Origin of the sequence: Arthrobacter sp. YD4 (assembly GCF_030410515.1) — a bacterium.
Taxonomy (GTDB): domain Bacteria; phylum Actinomycetota; class Actinomycetes; order Actinomycetales; family Micrococcaceae; genus Arthrobacter.
In genome coordinates this window covers 816,784-831,888 of the sequence record NZ_JAUHHD010000001.1, presented here as the reverse complement: position 1 = coordinate 831,888, position 15,105 = coordinate 816,784, and the positions used below count along the sequence as shown (strand labels likewise).

Annotated in this window: 11 protein-coding genes; 7 read left to right on the top strand and 4 right to left on the bottom strand. The window is 69.2% G+C overall.

From position 1 onward, the window contains the following. Positions 1–190: 190 nt before the first annotated feature. From QWJ39_RS03890 to QWJ39_RS03860, 7 genes are all read left to right on the top strand, one after another. Positions 191–2,398, top strand: a complete 2,208-nt coding sequence (locus QWJ39_RS03890) for an MMPL family transporter (protein WP_290256376.1) — start codon at positions 191–193, stop codon at positions 2,396–2,398. Between the two features lie 180 nt (positions 2,399–2,578). Then, complete coding sequence (locus QWJ39_RS03885; protein WP_290256375.1) at positions 2,579–2,995, top strand: hypothetical protein; 417 nt, start codon at positions 2,579–2,581, stop codon at positions 2,993–2,995. Between the two features lie 378 nt (positions 2,996–3,373). Further along, positions 3,374–5,230 (top strand): molecular chaperone DnaK, encoded by a 1,857-nt coding sequence (gene dnaK / locus QWJ39_RS03880; RefSeq protein ID WP_290256374.1) that lies wholly within the window; start codon positions 3,374–3,376, stop codon positions 5,228–5,230. 2 nt (positions 5,231–5,232) lie between these two features. Next, complete coding sequence (locus tag QWJ39_RS03875; RefSeq protein ID WP_290256373.1) at positions 5,233–5,880, top strand: nucleotide exchange factor GrpE; 648 nt, start codon at positions 5,233–5,235, stop codon at positions 5,878–5,880. A gap of 245 nt (positions 5,881–6,125) precedes the next feature. Next, a complete protein-coding gene (locus tag QWJ39_RS03870; protein ID WP_290256372.1) occupies positions 6,126–7,106 on the top strand; it encodes a DnaJ C-terminal domain-containing protein in 981 nt (326 codons plus the stop codon). A 9-nt stretch (positions 7,107–7,115) separates the two neighbouring features. Next, positions 7,116–7,538 carry a helix-turn-helix transcriptional regulator gene (locus QWJ39_RS03865; protein WP_290256371.1) on the top strand — a complete coding sequence of 141 codons (423 nt, stop codon included), beginning with the start codon at positions 7,116–7,118 and terminating at the stop codon, positions 7,536–7,538. A gap of 285 nt (positions 7,539–7,823) precedes the next feature. Beyond that, entirely contained in the window at positions 7,824–8,222 is a 399-nt protein-coding gene (locus QWJ39_RS03860) for a hypothetical protein (protein ID WP_290256370.1), read from the top strand. 12 nt (positions 8,223–8,234) lie between these two features. On the opposite strand, the gene QWJ39_RS03855 is transcribed toward QWJ39_RS03860, so the two are convergent. The 4 genes from QWJ39_RS03855 to QWJ39_RS03840 form a co-directional block, all read right to left on the bottom strand. Further along, entirely contained in the window at positions 8,235–11,720 is a 3,486-nt protein-coding gene (locus tag QWJ39_RS03855) for a DEAD/DEAH box helicase (protein WP_290256368.1), read from the bottom strand. A 107-nt stretch (positions 11,721–11,827) separates the two neighbouring features. Then, positions 11,828–12,634 carry a DUF1206 domain-containing protein gene (locus QWJ39_RS03850; RefSeq protein ID WP_290256491.1) on the bottom strand — a complete coding sequence of 269 codons (807 nt, stop codon included), beginning with the start codon at positions 12,632–12,634 and terminating at the stop codon, positions 11,828–11,830. A 90-nt stretch (positions 12,635–12,724) separates the two neighbouring features. Then, positions 12,725–13,648, bottom strand: coding sequence for a tRNA (guanosine(46)-N7)-methyltransferase TrmB (gene trmB / locus QWJ39_RS03845; RefSeq protein ID WP_290256367.1), 924 nt, complete (start codon positions 13,646–13,648; stop codon positions 12,725–12,727). 127 nt (positions 13,649–13,775) lie between these two features. After that, a complete protein-coding gene (locus QWJ39_RS03840) occupies positions 13,776–15,065 on the bottom strand; it encodes an MFS transporter (RefSeq protein ID WP_290256366.1) in 1,290 nt (429 codons plus the stop codon). Between the last annotated feature and the right edge of the window lie 40 nt (positions 15,066–15,105).

The following is a 15,105-nucleotide window of genomic DNA, read 5'->3' as shown; positions in this document are numbered from 1 at the left end:
TGGCCGCTCACCTCCTCCTGCGTTTCGTCCCCCGGCGCACCTGGCGCCCCACGGAGTTTACTCCAGGGGGCTGGACGGGTCCCGGGCAGGAAATCCGCACCAAGATATCTAGCCAGACACTTATATCCATCATGGAGATAATCTATGATTTACTGAAGTCTACTCCGTACCGCCCCCAGAGAAGGACGCCATGAAATCCAAGCGGCAAAACTCAACCCGTGTACCGTTCTGGCTCCGCTGGCTGGTGCCCGTCCTGCTGGTGGTCACTTGGCTGGCCATCGCCGGCATCGGCGGCCCCACCTTCGGCCGGCTAAGCGAAGTCTCCTCCAACGACCAAGCCTCCTTCCTTCCGGCCGGCGCCGAGGCCACGGAGGCGCAGGATTGGCAGGCCAAGTTCCGCGACTCCAAGGAGATCCCGGCCGTCGTCGTGATCGAAAGCGACGCTGCGTTCACCCCCGCCCAGCTCGGCCAGGCCGCCGCACTCAAGGGCAAGCTGGAGGAGCTGAAGGCCGGCAGCAGCGTGATCGGGCCGATCCCCTCCAAGGACGCCAAGGCTGTGCAGTTCGTGGTCCCGATCGCCTCCTCCGACGAGGTCAAGAACGTGATCAAGGAGGTCCGCGACGAGGTCAAGGCCTCCGCCCCGGAGGGCATGCAGACCTTCGTCACCGGACCGGCGGGTCTCACCGCTGACCTGGTCAGCGCCTTCGGTGGCATCGACGGCATCCTCCTGCTCGTGGCGCTCGGGGCCGTGTTCGTGATCCTCCTGGTGGTCTACCGGTCCCTGCTGCTGCCAATCGCGGTGCTGTTCACGTCCGTGTTCGCCCTCTGCGCCGCCATCCTGCTGGTCTTCGGCATGGCCAAACTGGGCTGGATCCAGCTCAACGGCCAGAGCCAGGGCATCCTGTCCATTCTGGTCATCGGCGCCGCGACGGACTACGCCCTGCTTTACGTGGCACGGTTCCGCGAGGCCCTGACGCACACCACCAACCGCACCGCCGCCGCCCTCACCGCGTGGAAGGCCGCGTGGGAGCCGATCCTGGCCTCCGGCGCCACGGTGATCATCGCCCTCCTGTGCCTGCTCTTCTCCGACCTGAATTCGAACAAGGCCCTGGGCCCGGTGGCGGCCGCGGGCATCCTCTGCTCGCTCTTCGCCGCCCTTACCCTGCTGCCGGCCATGATGGCGCTCCTCGGCCGCACCGCGTTCTGGCCATTCCGGCCTAAGGTGCTCCCCGAGGAGGAGCGCGAGCCGGAATTCGTCACCGGCCTCGAGGGCCAGAAGGGCCTGTGGCGGGCCACCGGCACGCTGGTTTCCCGACGCCCGCGCACCGTCTGGGTGGCTTCGGTCCTGCTGCTGGTGATCGCCGCCGCGGGCGTGCTCCAGCTCAAGGCCAACGGCGTCCCGCAGACCGCCGTCATCCTCTCCGCCTCCAACGCGGTGGACGGCCAGAAGGCTCTGGCGCGCCACTTCGACGCCGGCAGCGGCAGCCCCGCGGTGATCGTCACCGACCAGGCCAAGGCCCAGGACGTGCTGGCCAAGACCAAGGACACCAGCGGCGTCGGCGATGCCTACCTGGTGGCCGACGGGGGCGCCCCGGTGATCCCCGGCGCCCCCGGTGCCGCCACCGAACCGGCGGTCCGTGACGGCCGGGTCCTCATCAACGCCACCCTGAACGACGCGGCCGACTCCAACGAGGCCGAGAACGTCGTCGTCGAGCTCCGCAAGGAACTCAAGACCATCGACAGCGGCGCGCTTGTCGGCGGGGTCACGGCCACGGCGCTGGACACCAACACCACCGCCCAGCGCGACCTCGTCACCATCATCCCGGTGGTCCTGGCCGTCATCCTGGTCATCCTGATGCTACTGCTCCGCTCCGTCCTGGCGCCGGTGCTGCTGGTGGCCTCGGTGGTCCTGTCCTACGGCGCCGCGATGGGGGTCTCCGCGGTCGTGTTCAACCACGTCTTCGGCTTCCCCGGGGCGGACGCCACCGTGCCGCTCTTCGGTTTCGTGTTCCTCGTGGCCCTGGGCGTGGACTACAACATCTTCCTGATGAGTAGGGTCCGCGAGGAGTCCATCAAGCACGGCACCCGGCCGGGCATCCTGCGCGGCCTGGGCGTCACCGGCGGGGTCATCACCTCCGCCGGCGTGGTCCTCGCCGCCACCTTCGCCGCCCTGGGCGTCATCCCCATCATGTTCCTGGTGCAGCTGGCCTTCATCGTGGCCTTCGGCGTGCTGCTGGACACGGTCCTGGTCCGGTCCCTGCTGGTACCCGCCCTGGCGTACGACCTGGGACACCGGATCTGGTGGCCCAGCAAGCTGGGCCGGGCGGAGACGGACCGTGCGGCGCGGGCACAGGTCTCCCAGCCCGAGCCGGAATCCGCAGAGGCGGGAGTCCGCTAAGACCCCCCGGCCGCAGCCGCCGTCTCCGCTCCTGGTTCCCCCCGCCAGGCGGCCGTGGCGGCGGCTGCCTGGTTAAGGGCATCCCCGGCGCAGGGAAACGGCCCTGTCGCCGCCCGGGGTCCCTCGATAGACTGCCCCTGCGCCCGAGCGGGCGCGCACGCCTGCAGGAGGGATCCACCCATGTCTGACAATCACGGTGAGTTTGATCGAACGGCAGCAGAAGAAGCGCGGCATGATGCGGCCGCCCCTGCCGCCGAGGAGACGGGCCTTGAGGCCGACGCCGGCCAGTACGTCGAGGGCGACTACGGCAACGCCGGCGTGACCGGGGAGAACCCGGCCGGCGCCCCGGAGGGCGAATACGCCGAGGGTGACTACGGCAAGGCCGGCGTTGCCACCGGCTCCGCGGTCGGCGCCGAGGAAGGCGACTACCCCGAGGGTGACTACGGCCGCGCCGGCGCCACGGGCCCCGATGCCGTCGCCGGCGTCGAGGGCGAATACGAAGAGGGCGACTACGGCGCAGCGGGCGCCACCGGCCACCGGGCGGCGGGCGAAGCGGCCCGCGGCGACGAGCGTCGCGACGACGAAACCGGACGTTAGGCGCGCAGAAGGACTTTTCAAGCGGGCCCGGCGGGACCGTTCTCGCAGAGCGAAACATCCGCCGGGGCACCCGCCCTGCGCACAGGCGAAATCGCAGTGGCGACGAAATCCGCGGAATCCCGGGGTTTGGCGGGACAAAACCGCCGACCTCAGCGCCGCCGTCGCGGTCGAAATCCGCACCGTTGTTCAAAGTTGAGCGGATGCGACTCAACTTTGGATTGACATCGGAATGAGCCTGCGTAGACTTGAGTGCAGAGCGCTCAACAAGTGGGCGCGCCTCGACAATCGACGGGCTCGATCCCGGGTTCACTCCCGGTCGCCGGGCCTCCGCCCGATGGCCGGGGGCAGCACGTTTCCAAGGAAAGAAGGAAGCCACACATGTCACGAGCAGTAGGTATTGACCTCGGAACCACCAACTCCGTTGTTTCCGTTCTCGAAGGTGGCGAGCCCACCGTCATTGCCAACGCCGAGGGTGGCCGCACCACGCCGTCGGTCGTTGCGTTCTCCAAGTCCGGCGAGGTCCTGGTCGGCGAAATCGCCAAGCGCCAGGCCGTCAACAACATCGACCGCACCATCTCGTCGGTCAAGCGCCACATGGGCACCGACTGGACCATGAGCATCGATGACAAGAAGTACACGGCGCAGGAAATCTCCGCCCGTATCCTCATGAAGCTCAAGAACGACGCCGAGTCCTACCTGGGCGAAAAGGTCACCGACGCGGTCATCACCGTTCCGGCCTACTTCAACGACGCCGAGCGCCAGGCCACCAAGGAAGCCGGCGAGATCGCCGGCCTGAAGGTCCTGCGCATCGTCAACGAGCCCACCGCGGCCGCCCTGGCCTACGGCCTAGACAAGGGCAAGGAAGACGAACTCATCCTCGTCTTCGACCTCGGCGGCGGCACCTTCGACGTCTCCCTGCTCGAAGTTGGCAAGGACGAGGACGACTTCTCCACCATCCAGGTCCGCGCCACCGCCGGTGACAACCGCCTCGGCGGCGACGACTGGGACCAGCGCGTCGTTGACTACCTGCTGAACCAGCTCAAGGTCAAGGGCATCGACCTCTCCAAGGACAAGATCGCCCTGCAGCGCCTCCGCGAGGCTGCCGAGCAGGCCAAGAAGGAACTGTCCTCCTCCTCCAGCACCAACGTCTCCCTCCAGTACCTCTCCGTCACCCCCGACGGCCCGGTCCACCTGGACGAGCAGCTGACCCGCGCCAAGTTCCAGGACCTGACCAAGGACCTGCTTGAGCGCACCAAGAAGCCGTTCCACGACGTCATCAAGGAAGCCGGCATCAAGCTCTCCGACATCGACCACATCGTGCTCGTCGGCGGCTCCACCCGTATGCCCGCCGTCTCCGAGCTGGTCAAGGAACTGGCCGGCGGCAAGGAGCCCAACAAGGGCGTCAACCCGGACGAGGTCGTCGCCGTCGGCGCTGCCCTGCAGGCTGGCGTCCTCAAGGGCGAACGCAAGGACGTGCTGCTGATCGACGTCACCCCGCTCTCCCTCGGTATCGAAACCAAGGGCGGCGTCATGACGCACCTGATCGAGCGCAACACCGCCATCCCCACCAAGCGGTCCGAGACCTTCACCACGGCTGATGACAACCAGCCGTCCGTGGCCATCCAGGTCTTCCAGGGCGAGCGTGAATTCACCCGCGACAACAAGCCGCTGGGCACGTTCGAACTGACCGGCATCGCACCGGCCCCGCGCGGTGTGCCGCAGGTCGAGGTCACCTTCGACATCGACGCCAACGGCATCGTCCACGTCTCCGCCAAGGACAAGGGCACCGGCAAGGAACAGTCGATGACCATCACCGGCGGTTCCAGCCTCTCCAAGGAAGACATCGACCGCATGGTCCGTGACGCCGAGGAGCACGCAGCCGAGGACAAGGCCCGCCGCGAGGCGACCGACACCCGAAACACCGCCGAGCAGCTCGCCTACTCCGTGGACAAGCTGATCGCCGACAACGCGGACAAGCTGCCCGAAGAGGTCAAGACCGAGGTCCAGGGCGACGTCGACGAGCTGAAGAAGGCGCTTGAAGGCACGGACGACGCCGCCGTCAAGGCCGCGTTTGAGAAGCTGCAGGCTTCCCAGACCAAGCTCGGCGAGGCCATCTACGCCCAGGCAGGTGCCGCTGAGGGTGCCGCCGGTGCCGAAGGTGCCCCGGCCGGCGAGAAGGCTTCCGACGAGGACATCGTCGACGCCGAGATCGTTGACGAAGACGAGAAGAAGTAATCATGCCGCACCACGGTAACGAAGCAGAGCACGGCGGCGAGGGCCCGGACGAGAGCCAGAAGCCGGTGGTCCACGACAACCGCAAGGTTGATCCGAAGACCGGCCAGGCCCGGCACCCTGACCAGGAACATGCCGCGGCGGAGTCCGGATCCGGGGACGCCCTGTCCCAGGCCGAGGACATCCTCAACAGCGTGGACGTCCCGGCCGCGGAATCCGTGGCGCAGGGCGTCGACGCCGGGGAGGCGGAGGAACTGAAGAACGACCTCCGCCGCCTGCAGGCCGAGTACGTCAACTACCGCAAGCGCGTCGAACGCGACCGCGCCGTAGCAGGGGAGATGGCCGTCATCGGCGTCCTGAACTCCCTGCTCCCGGTGCTGGACGACGTCGACGCCGCCCGGCAGCACGGCGACCTGGCCGACGGCCCGTTCGCCGCGATCGCCGCGAAGCTGGAGAACGCGCTCAAGACCTACGGTCTGGTGCGCATCGATGAGACCGGCGTGGAGTTCGACCCTACGATCCACGAGGCCCTCATCCAGCAGCCCGGCGCCGACGTCGAAACCGACACGGTCAGCCAGGTCCTCCGCTCGGGCTACAAGTCCGGCGACCGGGTCCTGCGCGCCGCCCAAGTGATCGTGTCCGTCCCGGCGTAGACGCCTCTCCGCGCCTTCGCGGATGAGGGGGCCCGCCCTCTCGTCCGCTGCGGTATCCGCGCCCGCGGTCTTCTCACCTAAGGTGAGGGAACGCACTGCGCGCAGCAGACGATGGGCCCCGGGAGTGGCTTCGGGCCTGTCGGAGCCGGGTGGCTGGGGATCGCAGATCCCCAGCCACCCGGCGAAGGGGCGGGGGCCCATCGTTTGCGAAGCGCACTCTGTACGACTTTTGAAAGGAAACGCCAGTGGCCAGCCAGGACTGGGTCGACAAGGACTTTTACAAGATCCTTGGTGTCGCCAAGGACGCTTCCGACGCCGACATTAAGAAGGCCTACCGGAAGCTCGCCCGGCAGCACCACCCGGACACCAATGCCGGGGATACCGCGTCGGAGAAGAAGTTCAAGGACATCTCCGAGGCCTATTCCGTGCTCTCCGACGCCGACGAGCGCCAGCAGTACGACGCCATCCGCGCGATGGGCGGCGGCGCACGGTTCGCCCCCGGCGGCGCGGGTCAGCCAGGCGGCGGGGCGGGCTTCGAGGACCTCTTCGGCGGCCTCTTCACCGGCGGCGGCGGCCGGCACTCCGGCGGCTACAGCACCGCCGGCGGCATCCCGCCCGAATTCGCCGACCTGTTTGGCGGCGGCGGCTTCGGCGGTGGGCAGTCCTTCCAGCGCGGCCCGCAGAAGGGCGCGGACCGGACCGCCTCCACCAGCATCTCCTTCGCCGGTTCCATCCGCGGCACCACCATCGGCCTGCGCGAACCCGACGGCGAGGTCATCGACGTCCGCATCCCCGCCGGCATCAAGGACGGCCAGAAGGTCCGGGTCCGCGGCAAGGGCCAGTACGGCCCCGCCGGCAACGGCGACCTGATGGTCACCGTCTCGGTCAAGCCGCACGATTTCTACACCCGCGACGGCGACAACCTGCGCATCCACGTCCCGGTCACCTTCCCCGAGGCGGCCCTGGGCGCGGATATTGAGGTTCCGACGCTCGACGGCGACAAGGTCCGGGTCCGGGTTCCCGCGGGAACCCCCACCGGCCGGACGCTCCGGGTCAAGGGCCGCGGCGTCAAGCACAGCAAGGCCACCGGCGACCTGCTCGTCACCATCGACGTCGCCGTCCCCAAGAAGCTGACCAAGGAAGCCGAGGACGCCGTCAAGGCGTTCGCCGCGGCCACCGCCGGCGAGGACGTCCGGGCGGGCCTGGCAGCCAAGGCCCGGCTGTAAGGTCCAGCCATGGACATCGAGTTCGACCAGCCGATCTTCGTGATCTCGGTCGCCGCCGAACTGGCGGACATGCACCCGCAGACGCTGCGCCAGTACGACCGGCTCGGCATCGTCTCGCCCAGCCGCGCCCCCGGGAAGTCCCGCCGGTACTCGCAGCGGGACGTGAACACGCTCCGCGAGGTGCAGCGGCTCTCCCAGGAAGGCGTCTCGCTTGAAGGCATCAAGCGGATCCTGCAGCTGGAGAACCAGGTCGCGGCCCTGCAGCACCGGGTCTCCGAACTCACCGAGGAACTCAGCCGCCGCCGGCAGCCGCTGGATTCCCGGATCTTCGCCGCCGGCGCTGCGGGCGATGTGGTCACGCTCGCCCGCGGCCAGCGGCCCCGCCCCCGCTCGCAGGCCCTCGTCGTCTGGCGCCCCCGCGACAACTCCTGACCCGCCTAGGTAGTCCGCCCGGCGGGACTGAGTAGCCGCCCGCAAAGTCGGGTGGTGAAAAAACAAAGTCGAGTACCGCGACCCCCTGACGGGCCGCTTTCCCTGCCGGTTAGATGGTCTCGGCGGCGCACTGCCGCCACCGGTCGACGCCCTCGGCGGGCCGGTCACGTGCACAAGCCGGGGGGCAGCACCGATGATTCAGCACACCCGTGGTTTAGGGGATTCCACCACTTCCCGACGTATGCCCGCAACGGCGCCGGCGTCCGCACTGAGCGCGGGCCGGCCATGAACTCCGGACTGAACGCCCTGGCCCTCTTCGGCAACTCCCTGCCCGGCCTGCTGCTGCTCACCTTCGGCCAGACGATCGTCGTCGTGTGCGTCTGCACCGACATGGTGCGGGCCGTCTCGGTGCCGCGCTCCCAGCGCCGCTACCTGGCCAACACCGTTTTCCTGACCCTGGTCCCGCCGTCGATCCTGGCCCTGAGCCTGGCCGTGCTGGTGTACGCGGCGTCCGGGGCGTGGGCGCAGACCGCCGGCGGCGTCTTCGTCCTGGTGACGGTGATCTTCCGCTGGCACACGGACCCGGACGAGGACAGCTGGTGGAAGGGCAAGGGCAAGCAGCTCCGCCGCTGGTTCAAGCGGCGGCTGGCCACCGGGCGTATCACCGCGCCGGCCGCCGCCTGAGGCCCTCTCCGGCTAGTCGTCGAAGAGCCCGGCCAGGTCCTCTGCCGTCAGCGCACCGCCGGCCAGCGCGTCGCCCTCCACCACGTCGGCGAACAGCTGAGACTTCTTCGCCTTCAGGGCCATGACCTTCTCCTCGATGGTGTCCTTGGCCACCAGCCGGTAGACCATCACGTTCCGGGCCTGGCCGATCCGGTGCGTCCGGTCCACGGCCTGCGCCTCGGACGCCGGGTTCCACCACGGGTCCAGCAGGAACACGTAGTCCGCCTCGGTCAGGTTCAGGCCGAAGCCGCCGGCCTTGAGGCTGATCAGGAACACCGGGGCGGCGCCGTTCTTGAATTCGCTGACTACGTCCGCGCGGTTCCGGGTGCTGCCATCGAGGTAGCAGAACTCGATGTTCTCCTCGATCAGCCGCTCCCGGACCTTGCCGAGGAAACCGGTGAACTGGCTGAAGATCAGCGCCCGGTGGCCCTCCGCCACGAGGTCCTGGAGCTGTTCGAAGAGCACGTCCAGCTTGCTGGCCCGGATCCCGGACAGGGACGGGTCGATCAGGGACGGGTCCAGGCTGAGCTGCCGGAGCAGGGTGAGGGACTGGAAGATCGTGAAGCGGTTCTTGTTCACGTCCTCGATCAGGCCCAGGATCTTCTGCCGTTCGCGCTGCAGGTGGGTCTGATAGACCTTCTGGTGCCGCGGATTCAGCACCACCTCCAGGACCTGCTCCTGCTTGGGCGGCAGGTCCCGGATCACCTGCTCCTTGGTGCGGCGCAGCATCAGCGGGCGGACCCGGCGGCGCAGCTTGTCCAGCCGTGCCCGGTCCCCGTTCTTCTCCACCGGCCGCTGGTAGTTCTCCGCGAAGCGCTTGGGGCTGGCGAACAGCCCGGGCGCAACGATCGAGGTCAGCGCCCAGAACTCCATCAGGTTGTTCTCCAGCGGCGTGCCGGTCACCGCGAGCTTGAAGTCCGCGGGCAGCTTCCGGGCGCACTGGTAGGCCTTGGACTGGTGGTTCTTCACGAACTGCGCCTCGTCCAGCACCAGGCCGGCCCAGCGGCGCGACGCGTACGCGTCGTAGTCGATGCGGAAGAGCGCGTAGGAGGTGATGACGACGTCGGCGCCGGCCAGCGCGTCGGCGGGATCGGAGCCGCTCTTGGCGAAGGTCTCGCCGATGGCCCGCACGGTCAGGCCGGGGGCAAACCGGGCGGTTTCGGCCAGCCAGTTGCCCACCACGGACGTAGGCGCCACCACCAGGAACGGGGCGCCACCCGCCGCGTCGCCGGAGGCCCCGTCGTCGCCGTCGTTGTCCTCCGCCCCGGGAGAAGCGGCCGCCTCCGCCGCAGCGATCTTCGCCGCGCAGATCAGCGCGAGCGTCTGGACGGTCTTGCCCAGGCCCATGTCGTCGGCCAGCACCCCGCCCAGGCCGTGGCGGTAGAGGAAGCTCAGCCAGTTGAAGCCCTCCAGCTGGTAGGGCCGCAGCTCCGCGTCCAGTGTGCCCGGCAGCGGCAGGCCCTTCACGCCGCCCTCCAGCAGGCCGCCGACGGCATCGCGCCAGGCGGAAGCCTGTTCGTCCACGATCCCCAGCTGCGCCAGCTCGTCCCAGAGCCCGGCCTGGAAGCGGCTGATCTGAAGCGGGGCGTCCTTGTTGTCCTGCAGCTCCCGGGCCTCCTCGATCAGGGCGCGCAGTTGGTGCAGCTCGGGCAGGTCCAGCGAGAAGTAGGCGCCGCTGGGCAGCAGCATCTTCGTCTGGCCGGCAGCGAGGGCGGAGAAGACGGCGGCAAAGGACACCGGCTGGCCCTCCAGCGAGATCTGGATGCCCAGGTCGAACCAGTCCCGCTGCTCGGTGGCCTTGGTGGAGATGGAGACCACCGGGGCCTCCTCCGCCTCGCGGTAGTCGGCGATCTCTCCGGCGGTGTCCACGGTGACCTCGGGCAGCTCGCGTAGCCGGGGGAGGACCTCCTCAGTGAACGCCAGCGTGTCCAGGCCGCTGAGCTCGGCAGAGTCAGCGAGCCGGGGCGTGCCCCAACCGCCGGTGGCCGATTCGCCGAGCTTGGGCACCACCTCCCAGGGCTGTCCCACGGTTTCAAGGATCCGCGCCTCGGCGGTGTCGTCCCGGTAGCCGTGGTCGCCGGGGTGGCGCCAGAGCGGCTGCGCGGTGACCAGGGTGCCGGAGGTGTAATGCCACTCCCAGTGCAGCCGGACCCGGTGGTCCGCGCCGTAGTTTGCCAGCAGGGACAGTGTGGGGACGGCCAGCGTCGGCAGCTCCACCGATTCGTCAGAGGCGGTGACCCGGGCCGTCTGCTTCAGCTTCGGGTAGAAACCGGTGAGGAAGCGGGTCTCGTCCCGGGCCGGGATGTGCAGCGTGGTGCCGGCGGTGACGAACGCCAGCAGTTCCTCGCTCAGCCCGGCCTCGAGCGGCGCGAGCGTGATCGTGGAGCCCTCGGGTGCCAGGCCCGGGAGGGTCCCCGTGTCCCCGGTGACGAAGATGCCGTGCGCGGGGCGGCCGATGGTGCCCACCGCCGCGGGGTCCACCTCGGTGCCCTCGACGGTGATGGTGGGGGCGAGGGCCAGACCGCCGTCGTCGGCGCCGGTTCCGGGGGCGCTGCCAGCGCCATTGTCAGCGCCAGCGCCGGCGGGGGTGCCGAAACGGGTGAGGTTGAGGCCGACGGCGGCGGGGCCGGCCGCCAGGTGCACGGGCGCGTCCGCCTTGCCGTGGACCAGGGCCAGCCCGATCTTGCGGGCCTCCTCCAGCAGGCTCCAGAGGTTCCGGCCGGCGTAGGTGTTCAGGCCCAGCCAGAGCCCGGTCCCGGCGTGCTGGCGGTTCGCCACGGAGGTGTGGGAAGCCAGGAACTCCAGCATCCACTCCACGTGGGCCTCGTTGCACTCCCGGCGGTAGTTCAGGTAGCTCAGGGTGCTCCACGAGACGTCGCCGCGGATCCACTTGCCCTTCGCGCCCATGATGACGGGCCGGGCCTTGAGCTGGCGGACGCTGCGCAGCGGGTCCCGGCGGCCGGTGTAGGAGAAGTGCGGTGCCGGTTCCTCGATCTCGAACTGCAGCGCCAGGGGCACCCCGGCGGTGGGCTGGGTGGACGCCTGCCGGGAGAGCAGCGGGCTGAGGGCCTGCTCCCAGTCCGGCAGGTCCACGGGGGCCGGCTGGCGGGAGAGCCGGGAGGTTTCTGCGGGGGCGAGCAGCTGCACGCGGGTGGCCGGGTTGTCCTCCGCCGCGAAGAGCAGCGCCGCGACGTGCTTGCAGTCCTTGCGGACCGGGCAGCTGCAGACCCCCACGGTGCAGCTCCAGCCCCCGCCCTTGCGGACCAGCTTCGCCGTCGTCGAATACGGCACGGGGGACCCGCCGCGGACCTTGCCCAGCATCAGCCCGGTGGCGGCGTCGAAGGAAATCCCGGAGACGCGGCTCCCCATGGCGTAGGCGAGCCCGGCCGCGAGGGAGCGGTCGTTGATCGCGGGGGTCTGGATCGCCAGTGCCGCATTCTCATCCGGATTCGAAGGCATGGAGGCACTACTTTCGGCAGTTGGTCATCTGATCCATCTTAGCCAGCCGGCGGTGACCCCGGACCGCGGGCGCCCGCGGTCCGGGCCTTGGCCGGGGCGGGGGCCGGCTACATCCGTGCCAGGCGGGCGCGGACGGCCATAAAGATGCCGTAGCAGATCAGTCCGGCGCCGACGGCGGCGAGCATGTACATGCCCAGCGGCTGATCGCGCAGGGCCTTGAGGCCGCCGTCGAGCCCGGTCGATTCGTCCGGGTCCGCCTTGATAGTGGCGATCACGATCAGCATCCCGGTCAGCAGCAGCGCCACGCCCTTGGCCGCGTAGCCGGCGATGCCGGTGATTTTCACGGCCAGGGAGGCGTGCTCGTTGGCGGGCATGCGCAGGTACTTCACGAAGGACTTCCGGAAGCCTCGGATGGCGTAGACGACGCCGGTGACGGCGACGGCGACGCCGATCAGGATCAGCAGCAGGGTCCCGCCGGGGGTGGCCATCAGGTGCAGGGTCAGGTCGCTGGTGGATTGGCGGTGGTCGGCGTGCGCGCCCATGGCCACCGACGCGAGGGTCAGCGCGAAGCCGGTGTAGACGACGGCCTGCAGGGCGGCCTTGAGCTTCTTGGCGACCTTCTTCTTCGTCTCAAGGTGCTCGAAGTCGAACACCGCGTCGCTGGTCTGCCAGATCGCCAGCGCCACGCACGCGGTGAAGGCGCTCCAGAGCAGGTACGGTCCGACGGGCTGCTGGGCCATCTCGGCCACCGCGCCGCTGACGTCCGCCTGGCCCTGGCCGCCCATCGCGAGCCGGATTGCGACCAGGCCGATCAGGAAGTGCAGCAGTCCGGAGACGGCGAACCCGGCGCGGGCGGCGATTTCGAGCGGCCGGGAGTTGGTGACATCCTCCGCAACTTCTGCCGCGTCTTTCAATTCCATGCTGCTGGTCCGTCCTGCACTGTTGAGCTTTGCCGTAATCCTGCCATGCGGACGGCCCCCGCGGCCGCAGGCGATGGGCCCGGATCAGCGGCGCCGGTAGCTGAGGTCGAAGATCAGCCGGCCGGCCTCGTGGGCCTTGTTCTCGAAGCTGGTCAGGATCCGGCCGTCGAACCGCGGCGCCCAGCCGCCGACGTCGTCGACGCCTTCGTTGGGGCCGGTGTGCTCGGTGCTGACCGGGGCCCGGCCCTCCTTGACCGGGGCGCCGCCCACTACGGACTCCACGCCGGATTCCCAGACCTGGGTCAGCGGGCTGTCCGGGCCGCTGCGTTCGCCCTCGTGCAGGTTTTCGAAGTCGGTGGCGCCGGCCATGACCTCCCGGACGTGCACGGCGTAGTTGGACCAGTCCGTGGCGATCCGGAAGATTCCGCCAGGCTTCAGCGCCCGCGCGGCGAGTTCCGCGAACGCCGGCTGGATCAGGCGGCGCTTGTGGTGCCGGGACTTGTGCCACGGGTCCGGGAAGAAGACCCAGAGCTCGGTGACGGAGCCGGCCGGCAGCATGCTGGCCAGGACCTCGGGGGCGTTGGCCTCCACCACGCGGACGTTGGTCAGGCCGCGGCTGTTGATCTTGATCAGCGTGTTGGCCAGGCCGGGGGTGTAGACCTCCACGGCCAGGAAATCGGTGCCCGGGTTCTGTTCGGCCGCGTGGCAGACCGCGTCGCCCAGGCCGGAACCGATCTCCACGATCAGCGGAGCCTTGCGGCCGAACTCTTCCTCGGCGTCGAAGACGTACTCCGGGTGGACGGAGGTGTTGGCGACGTGCCGGGGCACGTCCACGGCCCAGCGGTCCGAATGCTCGTCCCAGGCGGCCTGGCGGCGGCCCTGCAGCCGGGTGCCGCGACGCACGAAGCTCACCGGGCGCCCGCCGTAGGTGCCGAAGGAGGCCTGGCTGCCGGGGGTCACCGGGCGCGGGGAAGGCGCCGGCTGCGGGGATTCTGGGGATTCACTCATCCCCTCCAGAATAGTGGAGCCCCGCACCCAACTGACTCGCAGCTGAGGCCGTTATGAGCGCTCATAACGGCCTCAGCTGCGAGTCAGTCGGGAGATACCGGGGGTGCGCGGCGGCGCCGGGTCCCGGTCAGACGGTGAGGTCCTTGCCCTTGGTCTCCGGGATGGTGAAGACGAACAGGGCCGAGACTGCCAGCAGCGCCACGGCGTAGACGTTGAACAGCTGCGGGGACTGCAGGCTGGTGCCCAGCCACTGCTGCAGGTACGGGGCGGTGCCGCCGAAGAGTGCCACGCAGATCGAGTAGGGCACGCCCACGCCCACCGTGCGGATGCTGGTTGGGAACAGTTCGGCGTAGACGGCCGGGACGATCGCGGCGCTCGCGGCGATGAAGATCAGCATCACGGACATGCTGACGGCCAGCTGCCAGGCGGAATCCTTCAGCAGGGCGGTCATCGGGAAGTGCAGCAGGCCCGCGCCGATCGCGCCGGCCCAGAGCACCTTCTTGCGGCCGACCCGGTCCGCGAGCTTGCCCCAGAACGGCAGCGCGGCGATGAAGACGATGTTGCCCACGACGCCGGCCCAGAGCGCCTCGCCGCGGTCGATCTTCAGGGCGGTGGTGGCGTAGCTGGGGGCGACGACGCCCCAGATGTAGTAGATGACCGTCAGGCCCACGGTCAGGCCGATGACCTGCAGCGCCTGCTTCCGGTGACGGACGATCTGCGGCCAGATCGCGGCCTTCTTCTCGGCCAGCGCCTCACCGGCGAAGACGTCGGTCTCGTGCAGCCGGGACCGCATGATCAGTGCGTACAGGCCCATCGCGGCGCCGATCAGGAACGGGATCCGCCAGCCCCAGGCGTTCATCGCCTCGGTGGAGAGGGCCATGTTCAGGACGGCACCCAGCAGGGTGCCGAACAGGATGCCGACCGTGCCGGAGGTGTAGATCAGGGTGGCCCAGAAGCCGCGGTGTTCCTTCGGCGCCATCTCCGAAAGGTACGTCTGGGAGGAGGGCAGCTCGCCGCCGTGCGCCAGGCCCTGGACCAGCCGGGCCACCAGCAGCATCAGGGACGCGAAGGCACCCACCGCGGCGAAGGTCGGGGCGACGCCGATCATCAGGCTGCCCACCGAGGCCAGGCCAACGGCCAGGGTCATGGATGCTTTGCGGCCGATCCGGTCGCCGATCCAGCCGAAGAGGAAGCCGCCGAAGGGCCGGGCGACGAAGCCGACGGCGAAGATCGCCAGGGTGGAGAGCACCGCCGAGGCGGGGTCAGATTTGCTGAAGAGTTGGCTGGCGATGAACGGGGTAAACGTGGCGTAGATGGCCCAGTCGTACCATTCGACGGCGTTGCCAATGCCGGTGCCGATCAAGGTCTTGCGGGTGGATGTCCGGGGAGCCGTCGGCTGGGACACGGTTGCTGTCATGGGAATCTCCGGGTGGTTCTGGGTGGGATTGCTGCTGGAC